This window comes from Thermosinus carboxydivorans Nor1, from assembly GCF_000169155.1.
GTDB classification, from domain to species: domain Bacteria; phylum Bacillota; class Negativicutes; order Sporomusales; family Thermosinaceae; genus Thermosinus; species Thermosinus carboxydivorans.
Genome location: NZ_AAWL01000011.1, coordinates 51917 through 70502, shown reverse-complemented (window position 1 = coordinate 70502; position 18586 = coordinate 51917). Strand labels below are relative to the sequence as shown.

Annotated in this window: 18 protein-coding genes and 6 tRNA genes; all 24 read right to left on the bottom strand. The window is 47.8% G+C overall.

Translation table 11 applies throughout. From position 1 onward, the window contains the following. Positions 1–584: 584 nt before the first annotated feature. The gene (locus TCARDRAFT_RS09030) at positions 585–1694 is read right to left on the bottom strand and encodes a sensor histidine kinase (protein WP_007289681.1); all 1110 of its coding nucleotides are present in this window, start codon (positions 1692–1694) and stop codon (positions 585–587) included. Next, positions 1687–2382, bottom strand: a complete 696-nt coding sequence (locus TCARDRAFT_RS09025) for a response regulator transcription factor (RefSeq protein ID WP_007289680.1) — start codon at positions 2380–2382, stop codon at positions 1687–1689. Before TCARDRAFT_RS09025 ends, TCARDRAFT_RS09030 begins: the two co-directional genes overlap by 8 nt. Before the next feature lie 76 nt (positions 2383–2458). After that, positions 2459–2851, bottom strand: a complete 393-nt coding sequence (locus tag TCARDRAFT_RS09020; RefSeq protein ID WP_007289679.1) for a hypothetical protein — start codon at positions 2849–2851, stop codon at positions 2459–2461. Between the two features lie 143 nt (positions 2852–2994). Further along, positions 2995–3537, bottom strand: coding sequence for a C40 family peptidase (locus TCARDRAFT_RS09015; RefSeq protein ID WP_040683250.1), 543 nt, complete (start codon positions 3535–3537; stop codon positions 2995–2997). A 16-nt stretch (positions 3538–3553) separates the two neighbouring features. Further along, positions 3554–6727 (bottom strand): efflux RND transporter permease subunit, encoded by a 3174-nt coding sequence (locus TCARDRAFT_RS09010; RefSeq protein WP_007289678.1) that lies wholly within the window; start codon positions 6725–6727, stop codon positions 3554–3556. Between the two features lie 11 nt (positions 6728–6738). Continuing rightward, complete coding sequence (locus tag TCARDRAFT_RS09005; protein ID WP_007289677.1) at positions 6739–8004, bottom strand: efflux RND transporter periplasmic adaptor subunit; 1266 nt, start codon at positions 8002–8004, stop codon at positions 6739–6741. Positions 8005–8019: 15 nt separating this feature from the next. Next, entirely contained in the window at positions 8020–9366 is a 1347-nt protein-coding gene (locus TCARDRAFT_RS09000; RefSeq protein WP_007289676.1) for a TolC family protein, read from the bottom strand. 162 nt (positions 9367–9528) lie between these two features. After that, entirely contained in the window at positions 9529–9780 is a 252-nt protein-coding gene (locus TCARDRAFT_RS08995; protein ID WP_007289702.1) for a DUF2933 domain-containing protein, read from the bottom strand. Between the two features lie 190 nt (positions 9781–9970). Next, the gene (gene lgt / locus TCARDRAFT_RS08990) at positions 9971–10753 is read right to left on the bottom strand and encodes a prolipoprotein diacylglyceryl transferase (protein WP_007289675.1); all 783 of its coding nucleotides are present in this window, start codon (positions 10751–10753) and stop codon (positions 9971–9973) included. 302 nt (positions 10754–11055) lie between these two features. Next, complete coding sequence (locus tag TCARDRAFT_RS15525; protein WP_156784671.1) at positions 11056–11196, bottom strand: hypothetical protein; 141 nt, start codon at positions 11194–11196, stop codon at positions 11056–11058. 108 nt (positions 11197–11304) lie between these two features. Next, positions 11305–11691 (bottom strand): NusG domain II-containing protein, encoded by a 387-nt coding sequence (locus TCARDRAFT_RS08985; protein WP_007289674.1) that lies wholly within the window; start codon positions 11689–11691, stop codon positions 11305–11307. Between the two features lie 115 nt (positions 11692–11806). Further along, complete coding sequence (locus TCARDRAFT_RS08980; RefSeq protein ID WP_007289701.1) at positions 11807–12127, bottom strand: DUF2680 domain-containing protein; 321 nt, start codon at positions 12125–12127, stop codon at positions 11807–11809. Between the two features lie 90 nt (positions 12128–12217). Then, positions 12218–12460 carry an SHOCT domain-containing protein gene (locus TCARDRAFT_RS08975; protein ID WP_007289673.1) on the bottom strand — a complete coding sequence of 81 codons (243 nt, stop codon included), beginning with the start codon at positions 12458–12460 and terminating at the stop codon, positions 12218–12220. Between the two features lie 65 nt (positions 12461–12525). Further along, positions 12526–13653, bottom strand: coding sequence for a sensor histidine kinase (locus TCARDRAFT_RS08970; protein ID WP_007289672.1), 1128 nt, complete (start codon positions 13651–13653; stop codon positions 12526–12528). Continuing rightward, positions 13646–14341 (bottom strand): response regulator transcription factor, encoded by a 696-nt coding sequence (locus TCARDRAFT_RS08965; RefSeq protein ID WP_007289671.1) that lies wholly within the window; start codon positions 14339–14341, stop codon positions 13646–13648. The genes TCARDRAFT_RS08970 and TCARDRAFT_RS08965 overlap by 8 nt, the downstream gene beginning before the upstream one ends. Before the next feature lie 135 nt (positions 14342–14476). Further along, entirely contained in the window at positions 14477–15829 is a 1353-nt protein-coding gene (locus TCARDRAFT_RS14650) for an HD-GYP domain-containing protein (protein ID WP_007289670.1), read from the bottom strand. A gap of 278 nt (positions 15830–16107) precedes the next feature. Beyond that, the gene (locus tag TCARDRAFT_RS08955) at positions 16108–16347 is read right to left on the bottom strand and encodes a hypothetical protein (protein WP_007289700.1); all 240 of its coding nucleotides are present in this window, start codon (positions 16345–16347) and stop codon (positions 16108–16110) included. A 379-nt stretch (positions 16348–16726) separates the two neighbouring features. After that, positions 16727–16802, bottom strand: a tRNA-Lys gene (locus TCARDRAFT_RS08945). 7 nt (positions 16803–16809) lie between these two features. Further along, positions 16810–16885, bottom strand: a tRNA-Phe gene (locus TCARDRAFT_RS08940). Between the two features lie 4 nt (positions 16886–16889). Beyond that, positions 16890–16965, bottom strand: a tRNA-Asp gene (locus tag TCARDRAFT_RS08935). A 41-nt stretch (positions 16966–17006) separates the two neighbouring features. Next, positions 17007–17082, bottom strand: a tRNA-Val gene (locus TCARDRAFT_RS08930). A 6-nt stretch (positions 17083–17088) separates the two neighbouring features. Then, positions 17089–17163, bottom strand: a tRNA-Glu gene (locus TCARDRAFT_RS08925). Positions 17164–17168: 5 nt separating this feature from the next. Continuing rightward, a tRNA-Lys gene (locus tag TCARDRAFT_RS08920) sits at positions 17169–17244 on the bottom strand. A 60-nt stretch (positions 17245–17304) separates the two neighbouring features. Then, complete coding sequence (ald, locus tag TCARDRAFT_RS08915; protein ID WP_007289669.1) at positions 17305–18417, bottom strand: alanine dehydrogenase; 1113 nt, start codon at positions 18415–18417, stop codon at positions 17305–17307. Positions 18418–18586 lie beyond the last annotated feature (169 nt).

Below are 18586 nucleotides of genomic sequence, written 5' to 3'. Positions count from 1 at the left end.
TTAAATCTATTAAAGCAGTGGCTGGAAGTGCTATACCGGCACCATGTGGAAGTAGTGAAAATTACCCCTATAGGTCCCTTTATTTTTAAGACTAGTATCAAAGTTAAAAAACAAAACAAATAAAAAAGCAGGTGTTCATCCTTTCCTAACCTGCTCTCTTAGAATTAATCTCAGCCCTTCCGTATCCCGCTACTACTCACCGGCAGCCACCAGTTTTGTAAAAAACAACAACTTTTCTATTTTTACTCTAACAGTTTTAAAATTTGTTGCCATACTGCCAAGGTAGTAGACATCTATACCATCTATTACAGCCTTTTGATAACTTTGAACCTTTCCTGGCTCAATTTTCCCCAGTCGCACGGACGGGATCAGGGCGTCACCAACGCACCCGCCCCCTCAGCAGCTGCCGGGCCGCTTAATAACTTCAACGGTGATGGCGCTATCCTTATTCTTTTTTATTATATAATTGCGGGCATCGGGCTCGATAATTATATTCATTTCATTCACCTCCCATTATCATAAGTTTCGGTTCCAGTATAACAAATGACTATGAATTTTTTATGAAGGAAATGACGTTTATGGTCCTAATTAACAGGCAAATATACCGTGAACTCGCTGCCTTTCCCTAATTCGCTCTTTGCCTCAACTTTTCCGCCGTGTAGCTCTACTAATTGCTTTACAATAGCAAGGCCGATACCAGAGCCGCCGCTTTTACGATCGCGGGCGAAATCGGCCCGATAGAAGTGTTCAAAGATATGCGGAAGGTCATCGGCACTTATCCCTTTACCGTTATCGCGAATAGAAATTGCCACGTACTCTCTGGAGTCGAGATTAACTACAGCAGTAACCGCTTCAATCTTACCGTTAGCCGGCGTGTAGCGAACGGCATTGGAAAGTAAATTGTAGAGTACCTGATTTATCCTCATGACATCAATACTGATTTCCGGCACATGTTGCAAGCTGCAAGCAAGCTTGATTTTTTTTTCATCTGCCAAAGGTTTTAACATATTTACGGCACGGCTGACTAAAGGATTAACATCTGTTAACTGCCTTTCCAGTGTAAGCTGGCCAGCTTCGGCTAATGATAACTCACGAAGCTCATTTATTATCTTATTTAAATAAACCGTTTCCTCGTATAACGAATGTAATTGTTCGGGACTGGTTTCCACTACTCCCTCGAGCATCCCTTCCAGGTTGCCTTGAATAACCGAGAGGGGAGTCTTGAGTTCGTGCGCAATATCAGCTAGCAAACGCTTGCGCAGCCGATTGTTCTCAGCTAGCGCACGGGACATCCTGTTAAATGTATTGGCTAACCGTCCCACCTCGTCGTTAGAGTTAATGTCAACTGTATGCCCTAACTTACCTTGCTCGATAGCCTCGGTGGCAGCACTTAACCGTCGGAGCGGAACAGTAATGCTTCGCGCCAGAGCATAGCTTGCAACAAGACCTATAACAAGTATGCCGGCGCCATACCAAACAAGAGACCGATGGATGTTAGCAAGAAATGCTTGCTCCGGAGTTCCCATCATTGACCCCATGGATATATTAGACAGCATATTCTGCAATAACAGCTGATTTAAATAAGCACTAAAATGGACTTCCATTTGGTAGTTTGCGAGATAGCTCATGGTGAATACAGTAATAGCAACTAGCGAAAACATCAGGCCAGTGATTCGGTAAGTAAGGCTATACATTGTCATCACCTGCAAACTTATAGCCTACGCCATAAACAGTGATAATGTATTTCGGTTCTTTCGGATTATTTTCAATCTTTCGCCTAATGTTTTTGATATGAACATCTATTGTCCGCTCGTATCCTTCTGAAGCATATCCCTGGACTTGCTCAATTAACTGCAGTCTTGAAAATACCCGGCCTTTATTGGTCGCCAATAATTGGAGGATTTTAAACTCGGTTGGTGTCATGTCCAAGATCTCGTCGTCTTTAATGATTACATGGCGTTCTGCGTCGATGAGCAAGTTGCCAACCTTGATAGGCTCTGGTTGGGCAGCTATCTTATGGCTTCGCCGGAGAATTGCTCTTACCCGTGCCACCACTTCCCTCGCACTAAATGGTTTAGTAACATAATCATCAGCGCCCATTTCCAGACCAATAAGCCGGTCGGCTTCTTCGTCTCGGGCCGTAAGCATTAGGATAGGAATATCGCCGATTTTTCTGGCCCGGCGGCACACCTCCCAGCCATCTATACCAGGCAACATAAGGTCAAGAACGACAATGTCCGGCTTTTGCTCCCGTATCTTATCTAATGCCTGATAACCATCATGAGCTATATACGTGATAAAGCCATCTTTTTCAAAATAAGCTTTTAACAATGCGGCTATTTTGACATCATCGTCTACGATTAGCACAGAGTTTTTGCTCAATGTTGATACACCTCATTTAATTTTAACTTCTGCTATTAATTTAGAAAGGCACGGTATGTAGCCGTGCCTTTCGTTATTACTTCGGAGCTGCCGGATGATGAGCGGCATGATCCGCCGGATCTACACTTGCTGTGTTGGTATTAGAGCCAAACGATTGCTGGCTGTCGTTCGCCGGCATCATGCCTGCGCCTTGTTGCATCATTTTCTGCATTTCCGGTGAGGTCATCATGGTCTGCATCAATTTTTGCATTTCCGGATTGTTCATGATTTCTTGGCACTGCTTTTGCATTTCCTCGCTCGACATGGTTTTGGCCATATCCTGCGCTCCCATTTGCATCATTGCAGCCTGCCCTGTCTTTTGCTCATTAATTTTTTCGGCGGCGCTGCCTATGGCACTGTTGTATCCGAAGGCAACCACCGTAGCTGTAAGTAAACCACCGACGACCCAAGCTATTAATTTTTTATTCATAATAATCATCCTTTCGTTTGTTAAGTATTTAACCTTGCGTAATTGATCTGTTCTAAGTATATACTAGCAAACGAATTTGGATTTTTAATGAAAAAATTATGAAGAAATCGTGAAGTTGCACGCCATAATACAATTACTTCTCCTCAAATAACTCTTTTTGCGCCATAATATCGTTTGACAAAATAGTCATCCTTCATATCGCCAATTGCGACGACACCCTGAGACCACGAGGTATGAACAAATTTATCAGCGCCAATATATATCCCCACATGTGAGGCCCCTGGCTCATAGGTAGTAAAGAACACCAAGTCGCCGGGCTCTAGCGCAGATTTAGCTACTGGCTGTCCCACGAGAAACTGCCGGTCTGCTGTCCGCGGCAAGCTTATGCCGGCCTGCCGAAATACATACTGAACTAATCCTGAACAATCGAAGCCTTGCCCGGGACTTGCGCCGCCCCATACTACCGGTTGCCCCAACATTGTTTTGGCTATGGATACAACTGCCTGGTTCTTCTCCCACGCCTTCGCGGTCACTATCTCCTCCGGGACAGGCAGCACGGCCTCGTTGATGATCGAATCTAGGGTTTTAAGAAAATTATCATATGTAGTGGCAGCAGGGACGGCCATCGCCGTCCCTGTGCTGCCTAGAGTCACCGCAAATACCGTAGCGATTATTAGTTTTCGCATAACGTCACCTTGATTATTACATATTCTGATGCGAAGAAGCTTTAGCCAGCAGTCGGCCTTTCCAAACATAGTAAATACTTGGCAGTACCACCAGGGTTAAGATGGTAGAGGTGACCAGGCCGCCCACCACGACGAGCGCCATGGGGCGCTGGATCTCAGAACCTGTTCCGGTGGAAAAGATTAAGGGAAACAAACCAAGGCTAGCCACGAGCGCAGTCATCATAACCGGACGGAAACGGTCAAGAGCGCCTTGCTGCACCGCTTCTTCTAAGGGCCTATCCTTTAACAAACGGTTAATATGGTCTACCATGATAACACCGTTTTGCACCGCTATGCCAAAGAGGGCAATAAAGCCTACTGCTACAGCTACAGTTATATAGGTGTCGGTAAGATAGATAGCCACAATACCGCCAACCAAGGAAAACGGAACATTGAGCATAATGAGCAGCGCATCCCCGACAGAGTTAAAGGACATGTAGAGCAGGAAGAAGGTTAAGAGGATTACCGCCGGAATTACCAGCGCCAGACGGTCTTTTGCCCGTTGCTGATTTTCGTACTGACCGGCCCACTTATAGTAATAACCGGGTGGTAGCTCAACTTTTTCCTTAATTACTTTTGACGCTTCATCCACGAAGCTTACTATGTCCCGGTCACGAACATTCAATTGAATGATAACCCGGTAGATGCCGTTTTCGCTACTGATCATGGACGGACCATCAACAACGCGAAACTGAGCTACTTCCCCAAGCGGAACATATGCGCCGGAAGCCGGTGCAGCGAAAGCTGCGGCAGCGCCAGAACCCATTCCGCCCATACCGCCGCCAGTACTGCCAGTCTTGGCACTGCCGCCGGCTGTTACCGGTATGAGAATATTGCGCATGGCATCAATGTTTTCCCGGTTGTCCCGGTTATAGCGCAGCAGGATATCAAATCGTTTTTTCCCTTCGATTGTCGTCGTCGCCACCCGACCGCCGATCGCCATTTCAATTGCGTCTTCCACATCGTTGATGTTAAGACCATAACGGGCAACATTTTCCCGGTCGACATGAATTTCGAGATATGATGCGCCAAATATCCGCTCGGCCAAGAGATCACTTACTCCTGGCACGGTGGCTAGCGCTTTTTCGATTTCAAATGCTTTTTGCTGAAGTACATTTAAGTCATCACCATACAATTTAATCCCGACATCTGTACGCACGCCGCTGGTTAGCATTGCAAGTCGCCCGGCAATTGGTTGAGTAAAGGCCAGATTTAAACCAGGCAGGCTTGATAATTTGCCCATCAACTCTTGTTCAATGTCCGCCTTGGTTATGCCCGGGCGCCACTGCTCTTTTGGTTTTAGGGTAACAATAGTTTCTATCATATTGATCGGGGCCGGGTCTAGTGCGGTATCGGCCCGGCCGACTTTACCGACCGACATTTCGACTTCGGGAATTTCCATGATGATTTTATCCATCTTTTTGGCGGCATCCACCGCTTCGGTAAGGGAAACAGACGGTAGCATCGTCGGCATCACCAGGAAAGTCCCCTCATCTAAAGCCGGCATAAACGATGTTCCCAAAAATGGCAAAAGGGCAAAACCGGCAATCATGATGGCGAGCGCGGCCGCAATAGTGGCGGTACGAAACTTAAGCGCTGTTTTTAATATCGGCAGATAGACGTGATGCAGCTTGCGCACTACCCATGTCTCTTCTTCCTTGATTTTGCCCCGCAACAAGATAGTGCAAAGTACAGGAACTAAGGTAAAGGCGAGTAGCAGTGAACCTGACATGGCGAACGTCTTAGTCCAGGCCATCGGCGTGTAGAGTTTGCCCTCGGTTCCAGTCATGGTAAACACGGGCAGGAAGGTCACAATGATTATAGTGATAGAAAAGAAGATCGGACCAGCTACTTCCTTGGCCGCTTCTAACGTCACATCAATAATACTGTGCTTGCCGCCGTCTTCAGCAAGGTGGCGGTAAACATTTTCGACCATTACGATGGCCGCATCGGTCATAACCCCAATCCCGATAGCAATGCCGCCGAGAGACATCAGGTTAGCGGAAAGATGGATTTGCTTCATTAAGATGAAAGCAATTAAGATACCTATTGGGATTGCACTAGTAACAATAATGCTTGAACGGAAATTTCCTAAAAAGAGGAAAACAATGATTGATACAAGCAAAAATTCTTCGACAAGCGCTCTTGTTAAAGTGTTAACCGCCTTTTGGACCAGCTCGGTCTGGTCATAGTAGGGCACTATTTTCATCCCTGGAGGCAGGGTCGGCTGAATTTCGGCTATCTTGGCCTTGGCCCGCGCGATAACCTCCAGTGCGTTTTCACCTGACCGCATGACGACAATGCCGCCTGCCGCCTCATTACCAAACTTGGTTAAAACGCCACGACGAAAATCAGGACCGATAGTAACCCGGGCTACGTCTTTGACATATACTGGTATATTGTTGTTTTGCGTGATGACAATATTGTTTATATCATCGACTGATTGGACAAGGCCAAGACCGCGGATTACGTATTCCTGACCGTTTTGTTCTACTACTTTCGCCCCGATATTGGCGTTATTGGCGCTTATGGCCCCATATACCTGGCTAACACCAACTTTATAGGCCTTTAATAAATCCGGGTCTAAATTTACTTGATACTGAAGAACATACCCGCCAATACTTGGCACCTCAGCGACACCAGGTACAGCACTAAGCTGAGGTTTGATGAAAAACTCCTGGATAGTACGCAGTTCGGCCAAATTGTGCCGGTCGCTCTCAACAGTATACATGAATACTTGGCCCATTGGGGTACTTACCGGCCCTAAAGTGGGCTGTACCCCCCGAGGCAACCTTGGAATAGCTTGCTGAATTTTTTCGGCCACCACCTGCCGGGCAAAATACGTATCCACGCCGTCTTCAAAAATAACAGTAATCATGGACAAACCAAATGATGACGACGAGCGCACTTGTTTAACATTTGGCAGGCCTCTCAGCGCTGTCTCGAGCGGATAAGTTACCTGGTCCTGTACCTCTTGCGGACCCCGGCCCATCCAATCAGACATAACCAGTACCTGGTTTTCACTCAAATCCGGGAAGGCATCGATCGGCATATCTTTCAGGGCAAAGCCGCCCCACAGAATTGTAAATACGGTTAGAACGACAATAATTACTCGATTATGTAGCGAAAACTCGATTAATTTATTTAGCATAGCTTATCCCCCTAGTGACCGGCATGCTCGCCGCCAGCTTTGCCTGAAGGCGCAGGGTTTGCTGGAGCTTGCGGCACGGCTGCAGGCTGAGAGGCTTGCGGTTTTCCGCCGCCGCCATGGCCCGCATGGCTGCCAAAGTTGCCTAACTGCGTTTGCGAATCGATCAAGAAGGTTGCTGCTGTCACCACAACCTCACCAGGCTGGAGGCCTGATAGGACTTGTATGTAACCGTTTGCTTCCTGGCCAATTACAATATCGCGTTTAACGAAGGTATCTTCACCTTGGGCAACAAAGACTACCTTCCGTTTACCGGTATCAAGCAAGCTTGAAGCCGGTATAACCACTGTTTCGCCCAGTGGCACTTTAATAGTAGCGTTAGCAAACATATTAGGCTTGAGCTTGCCAGCTGGATTAGCCATCTCGACCCTAACTTTGACGGTGCGGGTAGCATCGTCAAGCACAGGATTTATAAAACTAACTACTCCTGTAAAAGTTTCGCCGGGATAGGCTGGGGTCGTAACGGTAACGGTTTGGCCGACCTGCACGTTTGCTACATCTTTTTCATACAGATCAACATAGAGCCACACTGAGGATAAATCGGAAACAGCGTAGAGTTTTTCACCCGGCATGATGTAAGCGCCGAGCAGAACTTGCTTTTCAAGCACGGTGCCGCCGAATTGGGCGCGAACAGCCATATGCGTATTAGGCTGTCTGGTATGGGCAATATGCTCTATGTCTTGCGCCGGCACGCCCAAAAGTTCGAGTTTGCGGCGCGCTGCTTGCAACAGTTGGTTATTCATCTGTACAATGTCGCGACTCGCGCCGCGCAGTTTATCCACCGTATCTATCGCCAGGATGTATTCTTCTTGGGCGGCAATATAGTCGGGACTGTAGACGGCGGCAATTACCTGGCCGGGCTCAATATACTCCCCTTCGGCAGTGACGTATAGTTCATCGACACGACCCATTACCCGGGAGGTGATATAGGCCCGGCCATTTTCGTTAATGGCAATTTTGCCTGTCGTCCGAATTTCTTTCGTTAGCGCCTTTTTCTCTACCACCGCCGTTTGTACTCCGGCAAGTTGGCGAGCCTTGGCGTCAAGCACTACCTTCTCCCCGTCTACTTTAACTACGGCAGCACTACCACCATGTCCGGCATGGGTTGCCGCCGCTGGCATTTGTTTGTGAGAGTTATAGTAGGCAAAAGTCCCTCCGGCAATTACGGCCACCGCTACGCCGGCAATTATGATTTTTTTCTTATGCGTGCTGTCCACCATTGTTCCTCCTAGTCTTTATTTAACTTTTGTTATATCAGCGTTGAGAAATAATGGCTTACCTACTGCCTTTTCCAAATTGGCTATGGCCTTTTCATAATCTACTTTTGCTTTATATAAACCTAGTTTGGCGTTACGCAACGTGTTCACGGCCTCAAGCACGGTCATGAAATCAGTCTTGCCATTGGTATAACTAACAGTTGCCGCCTGATATGTCTGTTCGGCTTGAGGAATAATAGTGTTTTTATAAAGGTCAATTTGCCGCCAGCTTGCCTGGGCATCGGCAAGCGCCATCTGAACATCCAGTTCAGCCATGTTCTTCATATTTTTGAGGGCTGCCTCAGCTGCCGCTAAATTGGCCTCAGCCGCTTTAATGTCCGCCTTAATCTTACCCTGCCGGATTGGCAGCATAGCCATGATCTCGACCTTCCAGGTAGGTTTACGGTCTTCAAGCATTAGACCCATCTCAGTTTCTTCTACCATTTTTTCTTTATTAGTTTTGTAGCCTAAGGTGAATTCAAAGTCCGGTAACTTTTGCTTGCGTGCGAGCTCAACTGTGCTTTTAGCCATTTCTACCTGATAATTCATACCGATAATAGCTGGCTTCTCCGCTGCTGCTATTTTGGTAAGCTCTGCCAAATCAAGGTTAGGCGGCGGTGCATTAAACTCTTCCGTAACCTCAATCTGCGCATCAGCACTGCGCCCCATGAGATTGTTCAGTTTGGCTTTAGCAACTGCTTCCATTGCCGCCATGTTTAAAAGATCGGCTGTCATTTTGGAAAACTCGGTCTGCGCTTTCAAGGTATCTTGGAGCGGAACCATGCCGGTCGAATAGTTTACTTGGGCAAGTTTTGCCAGTTGCCCCATCAGTTGTTGGGTTTCCTTACCAATGACCAGCGCCTGCTTAGCATATAAGTAGTCGTAATAGGCCTGCTTGGTTTGGGTGTAAATGTCAAGTTGTTTCTCGCTGTAACCAGCTTTAGTCATATAAGCGTCGTTTTCGGCCATCTTTCCCATCGCCTTGAGCTTCGCCGGGTTCATGATTTCCTGGGACAGGCTAATCTCAGTCATCACAGCACTGCCAATGTTTAGTGGACTGCCAGCAATCTCGTCTTTCATAAAACCAAGCTTAGGATTAGGTTGAGCCGTGACTGACGGCACCTTGCTGATTTTTTCTTCCCAGCGTTGCTGGGTCTCGATTACTGCTGGATTATTCTTGATAGCGATGTTGACAATTTCCTGCAGTGTCAGCGGCTGTTCGGCCGCTTGTACTAAATTAAAACTACTGGTAGTAAATATTAGTCCGGATAGGACAAGTGCTTTAAGTAAACTTGAGCGGTTACTATTTATTTGCCTACTGTTCATTTAAAACTAGTTCTCTCCCTTCAAATTTTAGATGATTAGGCGTGGCCTTAGAGAAAGCCCCTAATTGTAAAGCCCTTGCCCTTATATCACTATAACCAAATATTGTGAAAAACCTATGAAGAAAATGTGAAAGTCTTTTGAAGATTACAACGTTCTCCAATTTTACTTTTTGGGGCTCTTGTCCATATTTCGCATCATAATCATATGCACGATGGGACAAAGGAGAAATAGGAGATAGTTTCCGACACCGGTATACCCCACCTGCGTTAACATCAAGGCCACCCCGACCGGGGCCAGGCAGCCCATTATCATTAAGATCATATGTTTCCAGTTGCTTCCCAAGCTGGGCCCTAAATTAGGTAACTTTTCTTGTTGCTTCTCTTTTTCGTCTATCGCAGCATTCATTTTTTCCATAAGGTCACCCTCCTTTACGACTTAAAGCAAGTGTTTATTTAATATCCGCAGAGGCAACAAACGCCTTGCTTTATAATAGCAACATAATATGAAAAACCTATGAACAAGATGTGAAAAAGTGATAAAAAAAGAACCTGACGCCAGCCAGGCCTACGATGGGTATCGTTTCCCCCACACCCCTTTTTTCTTCTCACAGTCTGCGTGTTGCCGCTGCCTGGCGCGTTTGGCGCATTTGCCACAGCCAGAAGCCAGCCGCAACCATTGTTGTGAGAAGAGCGGTCAGTTGGGCTGCTTTAAATCCCCCGATCATTAGACTGTCAGTCCGCAAAAACTCTAGCCCAAACCGTGCTAATGAATACAGAACAAAATACGCTAGCGCCACTTGCCCGTCAAATTGCTTACGCCGGAACAAACGGAGCAAAACCGCCAAAATAACAAAATCCAAGCCAGCTTCCATCAGTTCGGCCGGTACAAGCGGCGTTGCGCCCCAGGCATGAAAGGCCGGCGTCCCCGGCTGATATATTACGCCATACCAAGCATCCGTCGGTTTTCCATAGGCATCGCCATTAAAAAAGCTGCCAATCCGCCCAATGGCCTGACCTAAGATAAGCCCTGGTGCGGCGATATCGGCAAACCGGCGAAAGGAAAGTTTCTTTCGGCCGAAATACCACCAGGCTAATAATACGTTGGCCACAACTGCCCCCTGAATAGAAAGGCCTCCCTGCCAGAACATTAATGCCTGCAGGGGATCAGCCGCATAATTGCCCCATGAAAAGACTACTTCCCACGCCCGGGCTCCTAAAAAACCGGCAAGTACCCCGTATATCACATATTCCTGTAACATCTCGGCCGTAAACTCACTGCCTTGGGCCAAACGAACGGCCAACCATAGACCGGCCAACACGCCCAACGCTACAAAAATACCCCACACGCGAACCTCAAAGTTGCCGATAGTAAACAAAATTGGATGCACAGTTCCCCTTCTTTCTAGTGCTCTCTTGCTTTTCCAATCAAGGCAAATTTTTTAAAATTTTTGATATAAAGTTTGCCTAGCATCTTTCCGACACTAGGCAAACAATCTATATAAATCCCGGAAAAACTAGCGTTTAACCGGGAACCAAGCGCTTTGATTATGGCTAGGCTCCCGCCTAGCCATATTCAAAAACCAAACCGCGCTGGTCGAGAACGCGCCGTACTTCGCCGGTGGTAATCCAGGTGCGCTCATCGCGCAGCGAATAGTACTTTTTTAGCATCTGTTCAACTTGGGTTGTAAGGCTACGAGTGCATAACATACAGCATGGCTACGAAAACCGCCGTCCACGCTCCCCATTGCAGTAATTTCAAAATTGCCCGTTGTACTGGCGTATAGGTTTCGCCCGTCTCTTCCGGCATGTTCACCGGTTTATTCGGTTCCATAGAGTATTCCTCCCTCTGTCCGTCGCAGTACTTGGATGCTCTTATAATACCAAGTCATTGTGAAGAAGCTATGAATAAATTGCGAAGAACTTCTGTTTTTTTAACCTATCAACGAACAATTGCATCGATATCAAGCGGTGCAGACGACACAACCTTAATCACGATACGGTATGGCAGACAGACAATCTGCTGTGGAGCCTTTTCAATCCAGCCAGTTAGGACACATTCTTGAGTAGGACAGTCCGCCTCCCGCACTCGGATGCGTCTGCCTTCTACCTCAATAATGTCGTAACCACCGGCTACATTAACGCGGAATTCCTGTCGATAGCCTGCACGTAACATCACCGTTTGATATAATGCTCCATTCACCCAAATTTCAGCCACATCGCTACTGCTGGCCGAATAGGCGATTGTACTATACCCAATGCCGGCAAGGGATACTACCAGCAAAATGCCAATTAGCCACTTATCAGCTCGGGTCAACATCAGTACCATCCGTCTGCCGCCCCTCGTTTTTCTCTTGTTATTGCTATTATATAAAGTTAATATGAAAAAGTTATGAAGATATAAAGAAAAACCAGGATTGCTCCTGGTTTTTTACTTGCGGACTTTACTTATTATTATTGTTATTGAAATTTCCCATCATGCCGCCCATCATATTACCATTCATCATGCCGCCATTCATCATGCCGCCATTTTGCATCATTTGCTGCATGACGGGGGCCATTTGCTGCATATGCTCATTCATCCAGGCAGCTTGGTCGGCGGTCATAGCACCATTGTCAACCGCTTGTTGCATCATTTGCTTATGATAGTTAAACATTTGGTTGAACCAGTCATTTTGCGATTGAGTTTGGTCATTAGTCGCCGCGAATACCGGCACGGCAGTTAAGGCTGCCAACATGGTAGCAATTACAATTTTCTTTTTCATAAAGATGTCCCTCCTTGTAATTTGTCTGTCCTTATTTTAATCTATCATTGTGGAGAAAGTATGGAAACATTATGAAGAATTTGTGTTAATTTATTCTAGTTCTTTTTTCATGCGTTGATATTCTTCATTGGTAATTTCGCCTCTGGCATACCGCTCTTTCAATATCTCGACCGCTTTTATCGGCTTATTTGCCTGTTGTCCGTCGCGAAATACCGCTTTAAACATCCAAACGGCTGCCATGACAATCAGAGCGACAAATGCCAGGTGGATAATCAACCCGAAACCCATGCCAAGCCATCCGAGTGGACCACCAAACCCATAACCCATCATCATAATGTATGCACCTCCTTCTTGTTGGTTTTATTGTACCCCAACACTGTGGAGATTTTATGGAGATTTTATGGAGAAACTATGCGTTTTTGCCGGGCACGTAGCGGTAGTTTCAACGTAAAGGTACTACCTTGCCCTGGCGTGCTGGTTGCGTACACCTGACCACCATGGGCCAGCGCCATTTGCTTGACTAAGGCCAACCCTAAACCAGTACCGCCGCTCTGTTTCGTTCTGGCCGGGTCAACCCGATAAAAATAATCAAAGATATGCTCAATATCGTCAGCCGCAATCCCTATGCCAGTATCAATAACCTCTATCGTCACGGCCGTCCCGTCCCCTTTTGCCGTTACAGTCACGCTCCCTGCCGGCGTATAACGGATGGCATTCAAAAGCAAGTTGTACACCATTTGCTGCAGCATGCCGGCGTCAGCCCATATCCTCGGCAAACTATCATCAATCTTGAGGCTTAGCGCCAAATTTTTTTCGGCAGCCAATGGTGCGCTCTTTTGGATTACCTGACGCAAAGTAGCGTGGAGGTCAATCTCAGTATAATCAGGAGTCAACTGTCCGGTTTCCAATAACGATAAATCTCTGAGTTCCCCCACCATTTTCGTCAGTCGGTCTACTTCTTCGGTCAGGGACTTTATTTGTTCCTGATCGGGGACAATTACACCATCTGCAATACCCTCTAAGTTTGCTTTCAGGATGGTTAATGGCGTACGAAGCTCGTGTGCGACGCCGGCCAGAAACCGTTGCCTGAGGACCGTATTGGCTTTTAACTTTGCCGTCATCGCATTAAACGCTGCCGCCAACTGACCTACCTCATCTTGTCGATCGACAGCCACTGCTACATCCAGATTGCCAGCTGCTACGTCATTGACGGCCCGATTCAGGTCAATCACCGGAGCAGCGATACTGCGAGCCAGGTAATAACTCACTACCGCCCCGATTAACAGCATCACTCCGGCCGCCACTGCCAGCGAATACCGGAGCGATATCAGAAACTGTCTTTCCGGCGCCCCCATCATTGCCGCCATATTGCCGTGATTCATCATCATGCCATGCATGCCGCTCATGTATAAATAGGAACTAAAATTCTCCGACACCTGATAGTTGACAACCAGCATCAGCCCTAAAACAACAACCACCGTTGTCGCGAAGACAGTTACGGTCACGCGGAGTTGCAGACTATGCATGTTGCTCACCTACCAGTTTATACCCTACACCATAGATGGTCTTGATATAGTGCGGTTCATCCGGAGAAGCGCCTAATTTTTTACGCAGATTTTTTATATGCGAATCCACCGTACGCTCGTAACCTTCAAAAGCATAGTCCTGTACTTTTTCAATTAACTGGAGCCGGGAAAACACCTGGCCTGGATGGGCGAGAAACAGTTCCAGCAGCTTATATTCAGTAGGCGTTAATTCGACCGGCGTTCCGGCGATGGTTAAACTACGGCTGTTCTGGTCCAAAACAGCGTCTCCGACTTTGAGGATGCGTTCCCCGCCATCCCGGCGACTAGCCGGCTGTAACCGGCGAAAAATCGCCCGCATACGTGCAAGCACTTCTTTCGGGCTAAACGGTTTGATAACATAATCATCGGCACCCAATTCAAGCCCGATAATACGGTCTGCTTCGTCGTCGCGAGCTGTAAGCATAATGATCGGCACATCACTAGTCCGCCGGATTTCCTTACATACCCCCCAGCCATCGAGGCTGGGCAGCATCACGTCTAAAAGAACAATATCCGGCCCAAGTTGCCGCGCTTTGTCTACCGCTTCCCAACCGTCCCTGGCTGTTATTACCGAATAGCCCTCCTTTTCCAAATAGGCCGTCAGCACTTTCAATATTTTTTCATCGTCATCGACTACTAACACTTTCATCCATCTCACCTCAGTTTTATAATAACACACAACCGAGCAAAATAACTGCATCCCCTCTTCACTACTCATGACATTTTTCGCTAGCGTGTAATATAAGGTAACAATTTGAATATTTGGTGAAGAAATTGTGGAGATTTAGTGAAATTTTGGGCACTCCGACCATACCTCGGCAAACGCGGCCACTAGCTTCGGGTCAAACTGACTGCCGGCATAGCGGCGTAGTTCGGCCATGGCAACGTCCGCCGCCATGCCGCTACGGTATGGCCTGTCAGACGTCATCGCCTGATAAGCATCCGCTACAGCAATAATCCGCGCGCCAAGCGGTATTTCTTCACCGGCTAGCGCCTCTGGATACCCTTTACCGTCCCAACGGGCATGATGGTGTTTTACCATATCTGTCACTCTGGCTAGCGCCGGAATACCGGCCAGTATCTTAGCCCCAATAACCGGGTGCTGCTCAATAGTCTGGCGTTCTGTCTCATCTAATCGCCCCGGCTTATTTAGTATTTGGTCGGGAACGCCAATTTTGCCGATATCGTGGAGCAGTGCGGCAATTCGCACATTAAACAGTTCTTGCTCACTTAGTCCGATTTGCCTGCCGATTGCAGACGCTATGGCGCTTACTTGCGACGAGTGGCCGTATGTATATGCATCCTTTGCCTCCAATGCGGCCACCAGCGATTCAATGGCCGAAAGCAGCATTTCCTCTCGCTCGCTCGACAACGTAACCGCCAGCTGATTAAGCCGACTAGCTAAGACCGCTACCTCATCCTGGCCGTTATCCGGTAAAGCAACGTCGATATTGCCGGCCGCTATTTCATCAATAGCCGCATGAAGCCGCGACAAGCGACGAGAAAAGCCTCTGGCTAACCACCAGCTGATTACGCCGACAACCATTATCGCCATAACGGCGACATTGGCAACCTGAATGACAAAATGCCGCACATCCCCCGCTACCGCTGAACCGTTGACGGTTATGCCCACTAAGGCCATTGTCTTGCCGGCAGCATCTTTCAGGGGCGCATAAACTATAATCTCAAAATTGCTATTGGGAACTTCAACCACCATTGGCCGGTTCATGTCGTCCGGCGGCAAGGCTGGAGAGGGGATTGCCGCACTTTGAGCTACTGAGCCCTGCTGTGCAAGTTCGCTATCCGCCAAATACACATACTCCACTGAATTTGAGACTTGCCAAACAGATACCTTATCTATCGCTAAAGTTTCTAACGTTAGTCGCTGCCGCAACTTTTCGGCCGCCTGGCCAATGGCGGCATGATCACCGGCAACTACCATTTCGCTGAGGCGTCTTCCTTCTTCTTGCGTAAGGGCTAAACTGGCAATTACCGCTAGATCACGCTTTAGCGTATTCAAATGGTCAGTCCGCATGTGTACAAACAGTTCAAAAGATATGGCCAATGTTATAAGGGCAGAAAGTAAAAAAAATGCCAAAAACAGTTTGGTTTTAAGGGTAAAAAAGCTTCTTGTCATTCCTATACTCAGTCCCCCTAAGGTACTAACCGGAAAGCCCAAGCGTCAATATTAGTTGGCCACAAGCCAGCGCTGACCTGCTGATGGCGCTAGCTGACAAGACCCGCTACCAAGCTAAAAGCAGCAAAAACCAAGTTATCCAGCTGACGTTTGCCAACTCAGCCTCAACCTGTTCCCATCTGAAATAGCTAACTTCACCTACAGAAAAGCCAGCCCTGTTCAACCGGGCTGGCTTTCTTTTTACCTATTCACGATACCAAAAGCTTACGGTTATAGCGCTATCGTCCGCCCTTAGCTTCCACTATGCTAAAGCGCTTAAAAATGTCCTGCTTTTGCTCTGTTTTATTTTCAGATTTCGTTGATTTCTCTTTTTTATTCTCTTTCTCATATTGGACGATACGTTTTTCAGCTTCCTTACGCATTTTTTCCTGAATGTAGTATCCCTCTCCCGCCAACGCTGTTGAGGCAAATACAGTTGATACAAACACCATAGTAACTACAGCAACTATCTTTTTCATAATCGGCCCCCTCCTTTATTTTCCTGTACAACCGTATTATACAAAGACATTTTGAAAAACTTATGAACGCATTGTGAAGAACTTATGATTTTTAGTCAATTCTGACCTTTGTAGCAAATAAAAGAAAGCTACCAGCCAGCTCTTCTTATGCAGCCATCCTGGGAATTGCCACTTATCACTTTTACTATGCCGATAATACGCAAATAGCGGCAAATACAACACCGGCGGCGTCAGTACAACAACCCATGCCAAAACTGCCAGGAAACCCTCAGGTACGGCTGGTATGCCGCTCTTGCAGGGCCCTCCTTTTGCATTATTGTACGGTTGTTGTAAAATAAAAAAGCCTCCCAGAGCAAACGCCTGGAAGACTTTGAATTTTTGGTGACCCACGATGGACTCGAACCATCGACACCCTGATTAAAAGTCAGGTGCTCTACCAACTGAGCTAGTGGGTCAGAAAGGTGGTGCCTCAGGGCGGAATCGAACCGCCGACACGAGGATTTTCAGTCCTCTGCTCTACCAACTGAGCTACCGAGGCATGATGGCGACCCCGATGGGACTTGAACCCACGATCTCCGCCGTGACAGGGCGGCATGTTAACCACTACACCACGGGGCCATAAATAGATGACTGTCGTCAGGCGACAGTCATGATGAATTTGGTGGGCGATGACAGGATCGAACTGCCGACATCCTGCTTGTAAGGCAGGCGCTCTCCCAGCTGAGCTAATCGCCCACATAATGGTGACCCGTAGGGGATTCGAACCCCTGTTACCGCCGTGAAAGGGCGGTGTCTTAACCGCTTGACCAACGGGCCGCAAATGGTGACCCACGATGGACTCGAACCATCGACACCCTGATTAAAAGTCAGGTGCTCTACCAACTGAGCTAGTGGGTCAGCCTCACAACAAGTGATTATAGAGGATTATGAGCTTATTGTCAACTTATATTTTTCATTTCAACACTTCTTCAGCGGTGTATAGGGCAGGTTAAGAGCATCAGCAACAGCCCGGTAAGTTACTTTCCCAGCAATCACGTTAATACCTTTCGCCAGGCCGGAGTTGTCAAGCGCCGCCTGGCGATAGCCCTTGTCGGCAATCTGCAAGGCGTAGTCTACTGTGACATTGGTAAGCGCCATGGTAGACGTACGGGCCACTGCTCCGGGCATGTTGGCTACGGCGTAATGAACGACGCCGTACTTAATATAGGTAGGATCGCTGTGAGTAGTTACCCGGTCGATGGTTGCAACCGAGCCTCCTTGGTCGATAGCAACGTCAACAATGACCGAGCCCGGTTCCATCGCTCGGACCATTTCCTCTGTCACCAATTTGGGTGCTTTGGCCCCCGGAAGCAGCACGGCGCCGATAAGCAAGTCAGCCTGTTTGACCCAGCGAGCAATATTGTAACTGTTCGACATGACGGTCACAACCCGGCCGCCGAAAAGGTCGTCAAGATAAGCCAGCCGCGCGGGCGATTTATCAAGCACCGTCACCCGCGCCCCCATGCCGACTGCCATCTTGGCTGCATTGGTACCGACCGTGCCGCCGCCGATGATAACGACCTGAGCCGGCTCGACGCCAGGGACGCCGCCTAACAAAATGCCTTTGCCGCCGCCAGGTTTTTCCAAGTATTGGGCACCTACTTGTACCGCCATCCGTCCCGCCACCTCGCTCATGGGCGCGAGCAGGGGCAGGGTGCGGTTGGGGCCTTCAATGGTTTCATAAGCAATGCCAATCACTTTTTTGGTTAACAGTGCCTGCGTCAGCGCTGGCTCGGCCGCTAGGTGCAGATAGGTAAACAGAATTTGTCCTTCATGAAAAAGATCATATTCTGGCGGCAGTGGCTCTTTAACCTTCATAATCATGTCGGCACGATCAAACAGCGCCTGCTTGTCCCCGACAATCTCCGCGCCGGCCTGGCGGTATTCCGCATCGGCAAAACCGCTGCCTACGCCAGCACTGGCTTCAATCAGCACAGTATGGCCATGCGCTTTGAGCGTCTGTACACCGGCCGGCGTAAGCGCTACCCGGTTTTCGTTGTTTTTAATTTCTTTTGCTACGCCGATAATCATTGTACATCCTCCCATTGTTTAACTTGTTTGATTTAAGATTGATCCCCGTAAATATCATTGGCAAAAGCTATCCACTTTAATTAAACTACCTTGTTTACATTCTTCACCGTATTGCACCCTGTATCACCTCCTGGCAAAACAGTAATGGGGCTTATAACTCGATTGTTAT

Coding starts and splice junctions, on each gene's coding strand:
- TCARDRAFT_RS09030 (WP_007289681.1), bottom strand. CDS start 1,694: ATGTATAGCCTTACTTACCGAATCACTGGCCTGATGTTTTCGCTAGTT.
- TCARDRAFT_RS09020 (WP_007289679.1), bottom strand. CDS start 2,851: ATGAATAAAAAATTAATAGCTTGGGTCGTCGGTGGTTTACTTACAGCT.
- TCARDRAFT_RS09015 (WP_040683250.1), bottom strand. CDS start 3,537: ATGCGAAAACTAATAATCGCTACGGTATTTGCGGTGACTCTAGGCAGC.
- TCARDRAFT_RS09010 (WP_007289678.1), bottom strand. CDS start 6,727: ATGCTAAATAAATTAATCGAGTTTTCGCTACATAATCGAGTAATTATT.
- TCARDRAFT_RS09005 (WP_007289677.1), bottom strand. CDS start 8,004: ATGGTGGACAGCACGCATAAGAAAAAAATCATAATTGCCGGCGTAGCG.
- TCARDRAFT_RS09000 (WP_007289676.1), bottom strand. CDS start 9,366: ATGAACAGTAGGCAAATAAATAGTAACCGCTCAAGTTTACTTAAAGCA.
- TCARDRAFT_RS08995 (WP_007289702.1), bottom strand. CDS start 9,780: ATGGAAAAAATGAATGCTGCGATAGACGAAAAAGAGAAGCAACAAGAA.
- TCARDRAFT_RS15525 (WP_156784671.1), bottom strand. CDS start 11,196: ATGGAACCGAATAAACCGGTGAACATGCCGGAAGAGACGGGCGAAACC.
- TCARDRAFT_RS08985 (WP_007289674.1), bottom strand. CDS start 11,691: ATGGTACTGATGTTGACCCGAGCTGATAAGTGGCTAATTGGCATTTTG.
- TCARDRAFT_RS08980 (WP_007289701.1), bottom strand. CDS start 12,127: ATGAAAAAGAAAATTGTAATTGCTACCATGTTGGCAGCCTTAACTGCC.
- TCARDRAFT_RS08975 (WP_007289673.1), bottom strand. CDS start 12,460: ATGATGATGGGTTATGGGTTTGGTGGTCCACTCGGATGGCTTGGCATG.
- TCARDRAFT_RS08970 (WP_007289672.1), bottom strand. CDS start 13,653: ATGCATAGTCTGCAACTCCGCGTGACCGTAACTGTCTTCGCGACAACG.
- TCARDRAFT_RS08965 (WP_007289671.1), bottom strand. CDS start 14,341: ATGAAAGTGTTAGTAGTCGATGACGATGAAAAAATATTGAAAGTGCTG.
- TCARDRAFT_RS14650 (WP_007289670.1), bottom strand. CDS start 15,829: ATGACAAGAAGCTTTTTTACCCTTAAAACCAAACTGTTTTTGGCATTT.
- TCARDRAFT_RS08955 (WP_007289700.1), bottom strand. CDS start 16,347: ATGAAAAAGATAGTTGCTGTAGTTACTATGGTGTTTGTATCAACTGTA.
- ald (WP_007289669.1), bottom strand. CDS start 18,417: ATGATTATCGGCGTAGCAAAAGAAATTAAAAACAACGAAAACCGGGTA.